11 protein-coding genes and 1 CRISPR repeat array are annotated in these 14,807 nt (G+C 45.1%); all 11 genes read left to right on the top strand.

Annotation, left to right across the window (positions count from 1 at the left end; genetic code table 11):
• Positions 1 to 23 precede the first annotated feature (23 nt).
• The 11 genes from tsaE to AS006_RS07550 all read left to right on the top strand — a co-directional run bounded on the left by tsaE (position 24) and on the right by AS006_RS07550 (position 12,488).
• The gene (gene tsaE, locus AS006_RS07600) at positions 24 to 509 is read left to right on the top strand and encodes a tRNA (adenosine(37)-N6)-threonylcarbamoyltransferase complex ATPase subunit type 1 TsaE (RefSeq protein WP_101513768.1); all 486 of its coding nucleotides are present in this window, start codon (positions 24 to 26) and stop codon (positions 507 to 509) included.
• Positions 463 to 2,826 carry an endopeptidase La gene (gene lon, locus AS006_RS07595; protein WP_101513767.1) on the top strand — a complete coding sequence of 788 codons (2,364 nt, stop codon included), beginning with the start codon at positions 463 to 465 and terminating at the stop codon, positions 2,824 to 2,826. Before tsaE ends, lon begins: the two co-directional genes overlap by 47 nt.
• Positions 2,823 to 3,209: a hypothetical protein gene (locus AS006_RS07590; protein WP_101513766.1), complete on the top strand. Its 387-nt coding sequence runs from the start codon at positions 2,823 to 2,825 to the stop codon at positions 3,207 to 3,209. Before lon ends, AS006_RS07590 begins: the two co-directional genes overlap by 4 nt.
• Positions 3,202 to 4,353, top strand: a complete 1,152-nt coding sequence (locus AS006_RS07585; RefSeq protein ID WP_101513765.1) for an exonuclease SbcCD subunit D — start codon at positions 3,202 to 3,204, stop codon at positions 4,351 to 4,353. The genes AS006_RS07590 and AS006_RS07585 overlap by 8 nt, the downstream gene beginning before the upstream one ends.
• On the top strand, positions 4,343 to 6,904 hold the full coding sequence (locus AS006_RS07580; RefSeq protein WP_101513764.1) for an SbcC/MukB-like Walker B domain-containing protein: 2,562 nt from the start codon (positions 4,343 to 4,345) through the stop codon (positions 6,902 to 6,904). The genes AS006_RS07585 and AS006_RS07580 overlap by 11 nt, the downstream gene beginning before the upstream one ends.
• Entirely contained in the window at positions 6,897 to 7,517 is a 621-nt protein-coding gene (locus AS006_RS07575) for a HEAT repeat domain-containing protein (protein ID WP_101513763.1), read from the top strand. Before AS006_RS07580 ends, AS006_RS07575 begins: the two co-directional genes overlap by 8 nt.
• Before the next feature lie 74 nt (positions 7,518 to 7,591).
• Positions 7,592 to 8,143 carry an ABC transporter ATP-binding protein gene (locus AS006_RS07570; RefSeq protein ID WP_233185694.1) on the top strand — a complete coding sequence of 184 codons (552 nt, stop codon included), beginning with the start codon at positions 7,592 to 7,594 and terminating at the stop codon, positions 8,141 to 8,143.
• Positions 8,140 to 8,973 (top strand): sulfide/dihydroorotate dehydrogenase-like FAD/NAD-binding protein, encoded by an 834-nt coding sequence (locus AS006_RS07565; RefSeq protein ID WP_101513761.1) that lies wholly within the window; start codon positions 8,140 to 8,142, stop codon positions 8,971 to 8,973. The genes AS006_RS07570 and AS006_RS07565 overlap by 4 nt, the downstream gene beginning before the upstream one ends.
• Complete coding sequence (gene gltA, locus AS006_RS07560; protein WP_101513760.1) at positions 8,970 to 10,373, top strand: NADPH-dependent glutamate synthase; 1,404 nt, start codon at positions 8,970 to 8,972, stop codon at positions 10,371 to 10,373. Before AS006_RS07565 ends, gltA begins: the two co-directional genes overlap by 4 nt.
• Positions 10,352 to 10,870: a dihydrofolate reductase gene (gene folA, locus AS006_RS07555; protein ID WP_101513759.1), complete on the top strand. Its 519-nt coding sequence runs from the start codon at positions 10,352 to 10,354 to the stop codon at positions 10,868 to 10,870. Before gltA ends, folA begins: the two co-directional genes overlap by 22 nt.
• Before the next feature lie 34 nt (positions 10,871 to 10,904).
• Positions 10,905 to 12,488: a bifunctional aspartate carbamoyltransferase catalytic subunit/aspartate carbamoyltransferase regulatory subunit gene (locus tag AS006_RS07550; RefSeq protein WP_101513758.1), complete on the top strand. Its 1,584-nt coding sequence runs from the start codon at positions 10,905 to 10,907 to the stop codon at positions 12,486 to 12,488.
• Positions 12,489 to 12,577: 89 nt separating this feature from the next.
• Positions 12,578 to 14,548: direct repeats of the CRISPR family, unit length 30 nt; unit sequence GTTTCCATACCTCTAAGGAAGTATTGAAAC.
• Between the last annotated feature and the right edge of the window lie 259 nt (positions 14,549 to 14,807).

Raw genomic sequence — 14,807 nt, 5'->3', positions numbered from 1 at the left:
CAACACACATGGAGGTATGAAAGATGAAAAAACTCGTGTTTGAACATCTCGATGAAGAAAAACTCAAAAGACTGGCTGAGGCGATGACAGGGGCATTGAAAGGAGGAGAGGTGGTTGTACTGTCAGGCGAACTCGGCGCAGGAAAGACAACGTTTGTGAGGGGGATGGTCAGGGCAATTGGACTGGATGAATCCATTGTAAGGAGTCCTACCTTCACACTCATGAACGTCTACCCCGGAACGAAAACGATATACCATCTTGATCTTTACAGGGTGGAGGATCCCGAGTTTCTCCTTCTCGACGTTGAAGACGTGCTGGAGAGTGAAGAAGGAGTGCTGGTTGTAGAATGGGGAGACCTGTTTGAAAACTTCTGGCCAGAAGATGCGATAAAGGTGAAGATCGAGGTGGCGGATGAACTTTCCAGGAACGTGGAAATCTCAATACCTGAGGAGGTGAACTATCTTGTCGAAGCAGTCGAAAGAGGTGGAAAAGAGCTTCAAGGTTCTTGAAAAATACGCCAGACAGCGGGAGCGAGATATAGAGATTCCAGAAAGCCTTCCCTGTATTCCCCTGAGAAACGGTCTGGGAGTCTTTCCAAACACTGTCGTTCCCTTCTACGTTGGAAGGGAAAAATCTCTCATTGCCCTCGAAGAGGCGATGGAAAAATACAATAGACTGCTTTTTGTTGTCAACCAGATCGATCCGTCCATTGAAAATCCGGGCTCTGAAGATCTCTACAGAGTGGGAACGATCGTCAAGGTTCTTCAGATAATGAAACTTCCCGACGACACCTTCAAAGTGCTGGTTGAAGGATTGGAACGAGCCCGCGTGGAGGAATTCGTCTCCACAGAACCTTTCTTCCTGGTGAAACTCGAAGTCTTGAAGGTGAAATACCGGAAGACAAAAAAACTGGAAGCACTGATGCGGAGTGTGAAGGACAAAGCGATCAGGTACTTCAACCTCACCAGGAAGTTTCCTCAGGAAACCCTCGTCACGTTGAAGGAAATGCAGGATCCAAACAGGCTGGCAGATTTTGTGGCTTCCATTCTACCCGTTCCCCTTGAGACAAAGCAAGAACTCCTTGAAACGATCCATCCTTTGCATCGCCTCGAAAAGGTCCTCTCCATTCTGGTGAAGGAAATAGAGATACTGGAAATAGAAGAGGAGATAGAAAAGAAGGTAAAAGATAGGATAGAAAAGACACAGAGAGAGTATGTCCTGCGCGAAAAACTCAGGGCTATAAAAGAGGAACTGGGTGCGGAAGAAGAGGTAGAGATCAGGGAACTCTACGAAAAAGTTGAAAAGGGTGATTATCCAGAGTACGTGAAAGAAAAGGCAGTGAAAGAAATCCAGAGACTGGAGAAGATGTCCCCCTACAGTGCTGAGGCCACCGTCGTGAGGACCTATCTGGACTGGCTGCTGAACCTTCCCTGGAACGTTACAACGGAAGACAGAATAGACGTGAAAGAAGCAAGAAAGATTCTGGACAGGAATCACTGCGGTCTGGAAGAGGTGAAAGAGAGGATCCTGGAGTACCTCGTTGCAAGGAAATTTTCAAAGAATCTCAAGGCACCGATTCTGTGTCTTGTCGGGCCCCCAGGTGTTGGAAAGACTTCCCTTGGAAGAACCATAGCCGAGGCTATGGGAAGAAGATTCGGAAGAATGTCCCTTGGAGGGCTGAGGGATGAAGCTGAGATAAAGGGCCACCGTCGAACCTACGTCGGTGCCATGCCCGGAAGGATCATCCAGATAATCAGAAGAGTTGGAACGAAAAACCCGATCATCCTGCTGGACGAGGTGGACAAGATGGGTATCAGTTTCCAGGGAGATCCTGCCTCGGCACTTCTTGAAGTTCTCGATCCAGAACAGAACAAAGATTTTGTGGATCACTACCTTGAGATACCCTTCGATCTTTCTCAGGTCCTCTTCATCACAACGGCGAACGTACTCCACACGATCCCACCGGCCCTCAGAGACAGGATGGAGATCATAGAGATACCGGGATACTCTGATCCGGAAAAGTACCACATCGCAAAGGACTACATCGTTCCACGAATTGCAAACCAATATGGTCTGTCCCGGATAGAATTCACCCCCGGTGCGATCAAGAAGATCATAAGGGAATACACAAAAGAAGCGGGTGTGAGAAATCTGGAAAGGATCATAGAAAAGGTTGTGAGAAAAAGTCTTGTAAAAAAAGAGAGGAAAAATCTGAAAATAGGAACAAAGGACGTGGAGGAACTACTCGGCCCGGCTGTTTACAGATCAGAAGACGTGCTGGAGGAAGATACGGTGGGGGCTGTCACCGGGCTTGCCTGGACACCAGTGGGTGGAAGTGTTTTGATCGTGGAAAGTCTTCTTGTCCCAGGCAAAGGAAATCTCGTATTGACAGGCTACATGGGGGACGTTATGAAAGAATCCGCTAAAATCGCACTCAGTGTGGTAAGAAAGATGTGTGGAGAAGAATGCAGGGATGTTTTTGAAAAGAACGACATACACATACATGTTCCCGAAGGTGCCGTGCCGAAGGATGGACCTTCAGCAGGTGTTACCATCACGGTGGCTCTGTACTCTGCCGTCACCAAGAAAAAAGTGAGAAAAGACGTGGCGATGACTGGAGAGATCACCCTAAGAGGAAAAGTGCTTCCGGTTGGGGGAATCAGAGAAAAACTCCTCGCAGCAAAGAGAGCAGGGATAAAAAAGGTGATCCTTCCAGAGCGCAACAGACCAGACGTAGAAAAAATCCCAAAGGAGTTTCTGAACGGACTGGAAATCGTGTTCTGTAGGGAAATAACTGATGTTCTGAAGGAGGCAGTGCTCGGGTGAAAAAAGACGTGTTCTACGTGGTCGTTTTGACGGTATTTGCACTTCTTTTCACCATCACGTACTTTTCTTACAGGACACTCAACGAAAAGGTTGAGTACACCGAAAAACTGGTGAAGGCTTACGAACTCTACATATTCTCCGATTACGAAAAATTCGCCGATTACGTCGAAAAAGAGGGACTGAAAATAGAGGGAATGGACCTTCTGAGAGAGAAAAAAGCACGATCCCTTCTTGCAGAGGCAAAGGATCTGTACAAACTTGCCAATTATGGAGAGGCTCTTGCTCTGTTCGAAAAAGCGTCGAATCTGACAGAAAACGAGGAGATCAAGAAAATAGCAGATTTTTACGTAGAAGAGTGCAAGAAAAAACTGGAGGGTGATTGAGTTGGAAGAACTGAAACTCCTCCACACCGCAGACTGGCATTTTGGTCTCACTTCCTGGAGCAGTTCAAAACCCAGGGACCGCAGAGCCGAAATAAATGAAGCACTGGATAGGGTGATTGAAGAAGCAAGGAAAGAAGGTGTGGATCTCTTCCTGGTGGCGGGGGATCTGCTTCACAACAGATCGAATCCTGGTGTTCTTGCGATAAAAGATGTCATGGAAGTTCTGAAGAAGATGCTGAAAATCGCACCGGTTGTGGTACTTCTGGGCAACCACGACTGGCGCGGCTTGACGGCGTTTGGAGACCTACTTCAGGTTCTATCGGATGACCTTGTTTTTTTGAGATATCCAGAACCCGTGGACGTTGTTGCAGGAAGAGGCCAGAAAGTAAGAATCCTTCCCTTCCCATATCCAGAGGAATCAGAGGATCTCGAGGCGAAAATCTCCAGAGGAAGGGATTTCAGGCAGTGGCTTGAGAAAAAACTGGCAAAGCTCAAAGAGGCGGGCAAAGAGGATTTTGCCGTGTTCGTGGGTCATTTCACGGTGGAAGGACTGGAACCTTACGCGGGTGCTGAACAGGGAAGAGAAGTCGTGATAAATCGAAACCTCATACCGTTCTTTGCTGACTACGTGGCTCTTGGTCATTTACATGGTTTTCATGTGGTTCAGGAACAACCGTTGATGATCTACTCCGGATCTCCCATAAGGCTGGATTTCGGCGAGGAAAAGGATGAAAAAGGTGCCGTGCTTGTGGTCGTGAAAAAAGGCAGCGAACCTGTATTCAGAAAGATCGACACCAACCCGCTTCCCCTGAAAACCCTCTTTTACAGAACGCTGGACACATCGGCCAGAAGGGAAATAAAAGATTTCTGTCGGACCTTTCCCGGTTATGTGAGGATCACCTACGAAGAAGATCCCCTCAACATGGCTCACGAACTTCTGGGTGAGATCGACAACGTGGTAAAGGTAGAAAAAAGAATCGAAAAGGTGTTTCAAAGCGGTGTGGATGACGTGAGGGAAGAGATATCAAAGCTGGACTTTTTTGAACTCTTCAAAGAATACGTGAAGACCCGCGTGGAAAATCATGAGAATCTCATAAAGCTCCTTGAGGAATTACTCGAAGAGGTGAAAGGGAATGAGACCTGAAAGGCTTGTGGCCAAAAATTTTCTCGGTTTGAAAAGCGTGGATATAAACTTCGAAAAAGGTATCACGATCATAGAGGGACCAAACGGGGCCGGAAAGTCCTCGATATTCGAAGCCATTTCCTTTGCGTTGTTTGGAGAGGGTATAAGGTACGGAAGAAACGTCTATGATTATGTGAACACAGAATCTCCAGAAAGAAGGGCCCAGTTGATCTTCCGTTTTGAACGTGGAGGCAAAAGGTACGAAGTCCTAAGAGAAATAGAATCTGGTGTAAGAAAGAAACATTCTGCCGTCCTCGTTGAAGTGCTCGAAGAAGGAAAGAAAGCAAGACAGGCGGTGAAGGTGGACGATGTAAGAAAGAAAATCGAAGAGATCCTGGGGGTGGACTCCAGAACCTTTACGAAAACGATCTTTCTCCCACAGGGAAAGATCGACGAACTTCTAAAATCAACTTCCGGTGAGATATCAAGAATCATATCTGATGTCTTCCTGGACGAGGACATTCTGAAAAGGCTGGAAGACACCCTCAACAAAAAGATGAACGAACTGAACCAGGAAACCTCAGGTTACGAAAGTCTTCTTTCGGAGATCATCAGTTACCTCGACAAATACAGACTAGAAGATATGAACAAAAAACTCTCATATCTGTTGAATGAGAAGAAAAGACTTCTGGATGAAGAAGAAAAACTTCGAAGTGAAGAAAAAAGGTTGTCTAATCTTGTTGAACGATACCAGGAGATAGTGAAAAAGAAAAAAAGGCTGAAAGAACTTCTTCAGGAAAAGACGCAACTGGAAGAAGAGGTGAAACAGGAAAGGAAAATAAAGAAGGCAAAGGAACTCAAGCCCATCTTTGAAGAGTTACGCATCAGAGAAAGCAATCTAAAACGTATTTCCGATGAGATAAACAAATATGTAGAGCGCCTCAAAAAACTTCAAACAGAAAGAGAAAACGCATCAAAAAGACTTTTGTTGTACAAAGAAGATCTTTCACGCAAGAAAGAACAGGCCAAGAAACTTCGCCGTGAGTTGGAAGAGGCTGAGGGAATACTGGAGAGATCACGACCGATTCTGGAAAAGATGATCAGAACGCTTGAAGCCATAAGGCAAGCAGAAGAAGAGGTGAAAAAGCTTCACAAAGATCTGGAAGAAAAGGAAAGAGAACTTCTCCGCATTGAGAGTATCGTTGAAGAGAAAAAGACAGTTCTTGAAGAAACAAAGAAGAGCCTTGCTGAGTTGAAAAAGAACCACCTCGCATGGCTGGTGTATCAAATAGCCTCACAACTGAAGGATGGAGACACATGCCCGGTATGTGGTGGAGAGTACCACGGCGAGGCAAAAAGAGTTGATTTCGATCGTGAACAATTCGAAGAGCTAGAAAAGAGAAAGTCTTCTCTGGAAAGCGAACTTGTGATCCTTGAAGAAAGAAAGAAAAATCTTTCATCGGCCATCGAGGAAACAAAAGAATCTCTGATGAGCAGAGAAAAAATTCTGAGTGAACTGAAAAAAGAAAAAGAAAAGATGGAAGAAGACCTCAACCGACTTGGCTACAAAGAAGGAATGGAAAAAACTATCAAAGAAAAAAGAAAAACCGTCGAAATGCTAGAAGAAAACTGCAAAGTTCTCTCAGAAAAGATAGCCTCGGAGAAAACAAGGATCGAACAATTAGATGATCAGATCAAAAACACCATGGATGAAATAGAGGCAAAAAGAAAAGAGTTCGAAGATTCAAAGGCAGAACTGTCCCATCTGAAGGAAGATTTTATGAAAAGATTAGAAGACGCAGGCCTAAGCGTTGAAGAGTTCAGGATACTGGTGAACGAAGAACCAAAGAACGCAGAAGACAAACTGAAAGCCGTTGAAACAGAGATCCGTCTTCTCGAAAAAGACATCGAAAAAGAAAAGGGTATGAGCCCGAAAATACTGGAAGAACACAAAAAGATTCTGGATCATCTTGAGAAAATAAAAGAAAAACTTTCCGAGTTGAACAGAGAAGAGGGTATCATACGGCACATATTGGAGGAAGTGAAGGCAAAAGAGGAAAAGAGAAAGGAACTGGAAAGCAAACTACTCGAGTTGAAAAAAAGACTCGAAGAGTTTGGACTTTTGAAGCGACTTCTTTTCCGAAAGGACGAGTTCTATTCGTACTTCACAGAAAGGGTACTCGAAGCTGTTCTGAAGCGAACAAATTCCTATCTGGAAGTGCTGACAGACGGTCGATTCGAGATAGATTTTGTTTCCGGCAAAGGATTTGTTATATACGATAGAGGGACAGAGAGAATGGCAAGTGGACTTTCTGGAGGAGAAAGTTCTCTGATAGCGATCTCTCTTGCGATGTCTCTGGCAGAAGTTGCTTCCGGAAGGCTCGATGCGTTTTTCATAGACGAAGGCTTTTCAAGTCTCGACACAGAAAACAAGGCAAAAGTTGCCTCTGTTTTGAAAGAATTGAAGAAACTGAACAAGGTGATCGTTCTGATAACGCACGACAGGGAATTTTCGAATGCCTTTGAAAGAAAATTGAGAATAGAGGAAGGGGTTGTTGTGTCAAATGAATGAGGAAAGAAGAAAAAAAGAAGAACTGATAGAGAGGATCATCAAAGAAAAAGGTGAAGAGGCTTTTCCAAAACTAATAGAACTACTGGAAGACGAGGATCCAGAGGTGAAAGAGATCGTCGCGGAGGTGTTCTATAGATTCGGAGACAAAGCGAGGGAATTTCTTTTCAACGAAATACAGAAAAGAAGAGAGAAGGGCTTTGAGAAGAACGACATCACGAACCTGTACATAGTGGATATCCTTGGAGATCTGGGAGAAAAGAGAATGAAAAACATCCTCTACGAACTCATGGAAAAATACGACTCAGAAGAGGCCTTGCTTGTGATATACGAAGCATTGGCAAAGATAGGTGAGGGAGAGGTGTTCCTGCCGGAACTGGAGTACCTCATGTTCGAAGATTCCTACAGAAAAGAACTCTGCGAACAGGTGGCCATGGTTCTGGCACACATACCAAACGAAAAGTCTTTGAAGATACTCCTGAGGTCTCTGAAAAGCAACGAATTTTCTGAAGATCAAAAAGAGTTCTTCAGAAAGGCAGTGGAGATGATATTGTACAAGAAGCCAGAACTTGCCTCACTCATAGACGAAAACGAAAGAAAGGAGATGGGATTATAGTTGAACCTGTCATCGCGGAGAATATCAGAAAATCTTACGGCAAAAAGCAGATACTGGAAGGTGTTTCCCTTCACGTGAAAAAAGGAGAGTCCCTCGGTGTCGTTGGAAAGAATTCGGCTGGTAAGACAACTCTTTTAAAGATCCTGGCGACCATCTTAAAACCAGACGAGGGAAGACTGATTCTCTTTGGAAAAGATGTTCCCAAGGATCTCAAGAGCGTCCGCAAAAAGATAGCCTTCGTTCCGGAGTTTCCCTCACTCTTGGAGGAACTCTCCGTTTACGAGAACCTTATGTTCTTTTCTCAACTCAAGGGTGTTAAATTGAAAGATTCGTTGATATCAGATCTCATGCTGGAACCCTTTTTGAACACTATCGTCCAGAACGCTTCGAAGGGAATAAAACAGAGGCTGGCAATAGCGGTTGCTCTTCTTGGTGAGCCCGAACTTGTGATTCTCGATGAACCCACCAGTGGACTGGATGTGGAATCTGCAACCGTTGTGAGAGAGTTGCTGAAAAGGTTGAAAGAAGAAGGCATCACGATAATTGTTTCTTCACACATAGAGGAAGACATAAAGAGTGTGTGCGACAGGATATTCTTCATCAACAATGGAGGGAGAAAACTGTGAACGAGATCGTGGCGAAGAAACGTCTTGCGTTCGATGTTTTCGATTTCTGGGTCCACTCTCCTTCGATATCGAAAGAGGCAAAACCGGGACAGTTCGCCATCATCAGACTCCATGAGAAGGGAGAGAGGATTCCCCTGACTGTGGCCGACACAAAGCCTGAAGAAGGACTCTTCAGAATGGTCGTGAAGGTTGTGGGAAAGACCACCCACGAACTCTCTTTGAGAAAAGAGGGAGACACCATCCTGGATGTGGTGGGTCCTCTTGGAAACCCGAGTGAGATCAGAAATTATGGCAGAGTCCTTCTTGTTGGCGGTGGGGTGGGAATAGCCACACTCTATCCGATAGCGAAGGCTTTGAAGAACTCTGGAAACGAGGTAGTGGCTGTGCTTGGAGCCCGCACGAAGGATTATCTGATCATGGTGGATGAGTTCAGGGAAATCTCCGAAGTCTTTCTTGTAACGGACGACGGAAGTGCGGGCATGAAAGGTGTCGTCACCGATGCAATGGACAGACTCTTCAAGGAAGGATCTTTCAACGTTTGCTGGGCGATAGGTCCAACCATCATGATGAAGTTCTGTACTTTGAAGGCGATGGAGTACGGTGTTCCGATATGGGTCTCTCTCAACCCGATAATGGTCGATGGTACCGGCATGTGTGGTGCCTGTAGAGTGACGGTTTCGGGACGGATGAAGTTTGCCTGCGTGGACGGGCCAGAGTTCAGAGGAGAAGAAGTGGACTGGGATGAACTTCTAAAGAGGCTTGCCCAGTACAGAGAACAGGAAAGGATATCCTATGAGAGATTTCTGAAAACGGCAGGTGAAACGAAATGAGCAAAAAAACCCCGATGAGAGAACAACCACCCGATGTGAGAAAGAAAAACTTCGATGAAGTCGCACTCGGCTACACGCTTGAAGAGGCTGTATCAGAAGCACAGAGGTGTCTTCAATGCCCCACACATCCGTGTGTGTCCGGGTGTCCGGTGGGAATCGATATTCCAGGTTTCATAAGAGAACTTCGCAACGGAAGACTCGAAGAATCCTACAGGATACTGAAAAGTTACAACAACCTTCCTGCCGTCTGTGGAAGGGTCTGTCCGCAGGAGGTTCAGTGTGAGTCTCGCTGTGTTGTTGGAAAGATGAAGGACAGTGAACCTGTTGCGATAGGAAGACTGGAAAGGTTCGTGGCAGACTGGGCGGCCGAAAACCTCGAAGAAAAAGTGGAAGAAAGTGCCGGTCAGAGAAAGGAGAAAGTCGCCATCGTGGGTTCTGGACCCGCCGGGCTCACAGCGGCGGCAGACCTTGCAAAAATGGGATACAGCGTCGATGTCTTCGAGGCACTCCACAAACCAGGAGGCGTTCTCGTCTATGGGATACCGGAGTTTCGTCTTCCAAAGAAGATCGTTGAGAGGGAAGTCAACTACATAGAAAAACTCGGTGTGAAAATCTTTCTGAACACCGTCATTGGAAAGACCGTGAAGGTTAAAGATCTTCTGGAAGAGTACGATGCCATCTTCATAGGAACCGGTGCGGGAACACCAAAGTTTATGGGAATTCCCGGAACGAATCTGAACGGTGTCTACTCTGCGAACGAGTTTCTCACCCGGGTCAATCTCATGAAAGCCTATCTCTTCCCAGATTACGACACACCGATCCGTGTTGGAAGGAGAGTGGCCGTCATCGGTGCCGGAAACACCGCCATGGATGCAGCAAGAAGTGCTTTGAGACTTGGAGCAGAAAAGGTGTACATCGTCTACAGAAGAACAGGAAAAGAAATGCCCGCAAGAAGAGAAGAGTACCACCATGCCCTCGAGGAGGGAATAGAGTTTCTCTGGCTGACCCTTCCTGTTCGATACCTTGGAGATGCCAACGGAAACGTGGAGGCAATGGAATGCGTGAAAATGGAACTCAAAGGAGTGGACAAATCTGGAAGACCAAAGCCCGTTCCCGTGGAAGGGAGTAACTTCGTTCTCGAGGTCGATATGGTGATAGAAGCGATAGGGCAGGGACCAAACAGGGTGCTCCTTTCTGAATTTCCAGGCCTTGAACTGAACGAGCGTGGTTATATAAAAGCAGAAAAAGACACGGGAGCCACCAGCGTGAGGAGTGTCTTTGCGGGTGGAGACATAGTGACCGGTGCCGCAACGGTGATAGAGGCCATGGGAGCAGGAAAAAGGGCAGCACAGTTCATCCACTCTTATCTGTCGGGAGAATGGGATCCGTGGCAAAAGTGATCCTTATCTTCGCCATGGATCTTTCTGGAAAGATCGCATCTTCGGTTAGCGGATGGAACTCTCCTGAGGACAGAAAGCACTTCAGAGAGGTCACCACAGAGATTGGAAACGTGGTGATGGGAAGGATCACTTTCGAGGAGATAGGAAAGCCCCTTCCAGAAAGACTGAACGTGGTTTTGACGAAAACCAGAAAGACCTCCAGCAACCCTTCCCTTGTCTTTTTCAACGGATCACCAAAGGATGTGGTAGAATTCCTCGAAGGAAGGGGATACAAAGAGGTGGCCGTCATAGGAGGAAGGACTGTGTTCACTCAGTTTCTGAGAGAAAAACTGGTGGATGAAATGTTCATCACCATTGAACCTTACGTGTTTGGAAGGGGGATGCCTTTTTTCAGCGAGTTCGATGGTTTTTTCACTTTGAAACTTCTAGAGATATCGAGATTGAACGAAAAAGGCACACTGTTTCTCAAATACTCCGTAGAACACTCGCACCGTTAGGTGCGAGTTTTTTTATCAAGGGGAGGTGCTGAAGTTGAAGAGGGATTTTCTCGGCAGAACACTCGCCGTTATAGAAGATCTGAGTGTGGAAGAGCAGATGTTTCTCTACGAGAAAACCAGGGAATTGAAAAAGCGATGGTACAGTGGAGAGGATGTGTCAGATTTCAGGATAAGAAAGAGAAATGTTGGTATATACATCGTTTTCGTCGAGCCAAGCACCAGAACAAAAGAGTCTTTCATAAACGCCGCCAAGTTCCATGCCGGACCGAACGTGAAGGTGAACATCTTCGATTCTGAACACTCCTCATTCAACAAACAGGAAAGTTACACCGATACCTTCGCCATGCTCACAGGATACAGTGACTACTCCATATTCGTGGTAAGAACAAGACTCGAGGGAGTCTGCAGGCTCCTTGAAAGAAGGATCTCTGAGTTTGCTCTCAGAAACGGCATAGAGATACCATCTTTCATCAACGCAGGGGACGGAAAACACGAGCATCCCACACAGGAACTTCTGGACGAGTACACATTTTTAGAACAGAACAACTTCGACAACTCTTACATACACCTGGCACTCGTTGGGGATCTGCTCCATGGAAGAACGGTCCACTCAAAGGTGAACGGGTTGAAGATCTTCAAAAACGTGAGGGTGGATCTTGTGGCTCCTGAAGAACTCATGATGCCCGAACACTACATCGAGAAAATGAAAAAAAACGGTTTTGAGGTCAGAATCTTTTCTTCGATCGAAGAGTATTTGAGTCAGAAAGATGTGGCAAAGATGTGGTACTTCACACGGCTTCAACTCGAACGAATGGGTGAAGACATCCTTGAGAAGGTTCATCTTTTGCGCGAAGCCGTTACGTTCAAAAAAGAATTTCTCGAGAAACTACCAGAAGGTGTGAAGTTCTACCATCCACTTCCACGGCACAAGCTGTATCCGACCATACCGAACTTTCTTGACTCTCTTCCTTTGAACGGCTGGGAAACGCAGGCAAGAAACGGTTACTGGGTGAGGATAGTGCTTCTTTCCATGTTCGGTGGGGCTCTCGAAGCTCCCTTCGACACGTCGAAAAAAGCACCGGAGAAGGAGGAAGATTTCATCATACCAGCCCCTATTGTGCACGGTACAAAGGGTGTTCAAAAAGACGGAAAGAGAGGAATAAAACCAATAGAAAATGGAACCGTGATAGACCATATCGCCAAAGGAAAAACGCCTGAGGAGATTTACGCCACGATCGTCAAAATAAGGAAGATTTTGAAACTCTACGATGTGGACAGTGCAGATGGTATCTTCAGGTCGAGCGATGGTAGTTTCAAAGGATACATCAGTCTGCCCGACCGATATCTTTCTAAAAAGGAGATAAAGAAACTCGCAGCGATCTCTCCGAACACGACCGTGAACATCATAAAGAACAGTTCCGTTGTGGAAAAGTACAGAATAAAACTGCCGCCTACCATATACGGGTTTGAAGAATTGCGATGCAAAAACGAAAACTGCATCACAAATCCTGCACACGGTGAGAACGTGTCCCCCTCGTTCGTGAGAGATGAAAACGGCCGATTTGTCTGCGAATATTGTGAAACTCCCCATTCGTTCGAAGAAATATGGAGCATTTGATCTCTTCTAAAAACAAACAAAGCGGGGATCATTCCCCGCTTTTTGTTTTTTGCTTTCATACCTTGCTTATCTCTGAGTGTCTGTACCTCGTTTTTATACATCAAAGGAAGTGTTAAAACGTTCCAAGCAATTCAACAGATAGACCTAGCGAATAGTTTCCATATCCTCTAAGGAAGTATTGAAACCGAGATCCTTGTCTACGCTCGTTCAAGCGAGTTCATGTTTCCATACCTCTAAGGAAGTATTGAAACAATTCGATCATCTCATTTCCTCCTCAATCGCCCGTTGTTTCCATACCTCTAAGGAAGTATTGAAACACTGATACGTTTTACTGCAACCTCGCCAAGTTGCTGGTTTCCATACCTCTAAGGAAGTATTGAAACGTTCTTTCTGAGAAGGTAGTTGGTGTCGAGGACGAGTTTCCATACCTCTAAGGAAGTATTGAAACATCCCTATGAGGCGCAGTCTTCGTTCTTGAAAGCGAGTTTCCATACCTCTAAGGAAGTATTGAAACATAGGGAAAAATTTTAAGTGGTCCGATGACGGAAGGGTGTTTCCATACCTCTAAGGAAGTATTGAAACTTGTTAACACTTTTGTAACATTGCCCATAGTATATAGTTTCCATACCTCTAAGGAAGTATTGAAACATGAACAGCGCAATGATGCCCGTAGAGGGGACTTAGTTTCCATACCTCTAAGGAAGTATTGAAACGCGAGGGAAATTTTCTGGTATCAAACTCCCACAGGAGGAATGTTTCCATACCTCTAAGGAAGTATTGAAACTTGAAAATTGGGAATGTTTCTCAACTGGAGAATACGTAGAAAGTTTCCATACCTCTAAGGAAGTATTGAAACAGTTTTCCGCGAAACTGGCTCGAAATTGCTTTAGGAGGGTTTCCATACCTCTAAGGAAGTATTGAAACTAGAGGAGGTGTGGGAGTTGGTGAAAAACCTTCCCCAGTTTCCATACCTCTAAGGAAGTATTGAAACCTCTCTAGGAGTTCCCAGAAAGTTTTCACCTCCATGGGTTTCCATACCTCTAAGGAAGTATTGAAACAGCCACCGAGAGACTAGTTTCGCAAAAGCATTCGGATGTTTCCATACCTCTAAGGAAGTATTGAAACGAAGGAAGGAAAGCCGAACGAATGTAGCGATCGTGAGTTTCCATACCTCTAAGGAAGTATTGAAACCATCAGATACAACGTTCAGCTATGGCAATTCAACGGGTTTCCATACCTCTAAGGAAGTATTGAAACAGTTGAAGAAACGTACAAGGAAACACCGTTTATATAGTTTCCATACCTCTAAGGAAGTATTGAAACCGGAAAGTTGGAACGAGAAAGGAAGGTTACAAGAAGAAGTTTCCATACCTCTAAGGAAGTATTGAAACACGCTTGCTCTTACAGCGCCTGTCGGCACAGACACAGTTTCCATACCTCTAAGGAAGTATTGAAACCTGGTAGAGCTGCTTAAAGCCGTCTCTTCGTCTTTGTTTCCATACCTCTAAGGAAGTATTGAAACAAGCCTTTCTTTACAAGCTCATCCCCTTCAGTATACGTTTCCATACCTCTAAGGAAGTATTGAAACTCAAGAACATCAGCAATACGAGATATGTCGTCGAAGTTGTTTCCATACCTCTAAGGAAGTATTGAAACTTACCTTTTTGTATCTTTCATTTTACACCTTTCACGGTTTCCATACCTCTAAGGAAGTATTGAAACCTGTGATTTGTATTTTCTCTGTTGTGTTCTGCTGTGGTTTCCATACCTCTAAGGAAGTATTGAAACCCGATCTGGCATTTTGAGTATTGCTGGAGAACATTGTTTCCATACCTCTAAGGAAGTATTGAAACTGTTCCGAGCGGGTGTAAGAATCGTACTTCACGATGAGTTTCCATACCTCTAAGGAAGTATTGAAACAATCCGTTTCCATGTATCACTACACATTCTTCATTCATGTTTCCATACCTCTAAGGAAGTATTGAAACGAGGGATTGCGATGATCAAATTGGAATTGCGAAGAGACGCAAGTTTCCATACCTCTAAGGAAGTATTGAAACCCGTTGGATTTCAAAGAAATTATACCACAGAACATATCAGAAAGCAAGAGTATATAAGAAGATAGAGAGGGTGTTTCATCATAAGTGATTCTAACACACAGAAAGGGTCAGTCAAGTACTGTTTGGAAAAATGGAATAATTGCATAGTCAATGAAAAGCCTAAACCATAGCAAAAACAAAAGATAAATTACCCTAACCTAGGTCAGGCCATTTTGGGGTGTTTCAGGGGAAAATCAACTAGTTCTTGTTTTCACAAATT

The sequence above is a fragment of the Thermotoga sp. SG1 genome, from assembly GCF_002865985.1.
GTDB lineage: Bacteria > Thermotogota > Thermotogae > Thermotogales > Thermotogaceae > Thermotoga.
Note: the sequence above shows the minus strand (reverse complement) of the source record. Positions and strands in the feature narration are given on the sequence as shown.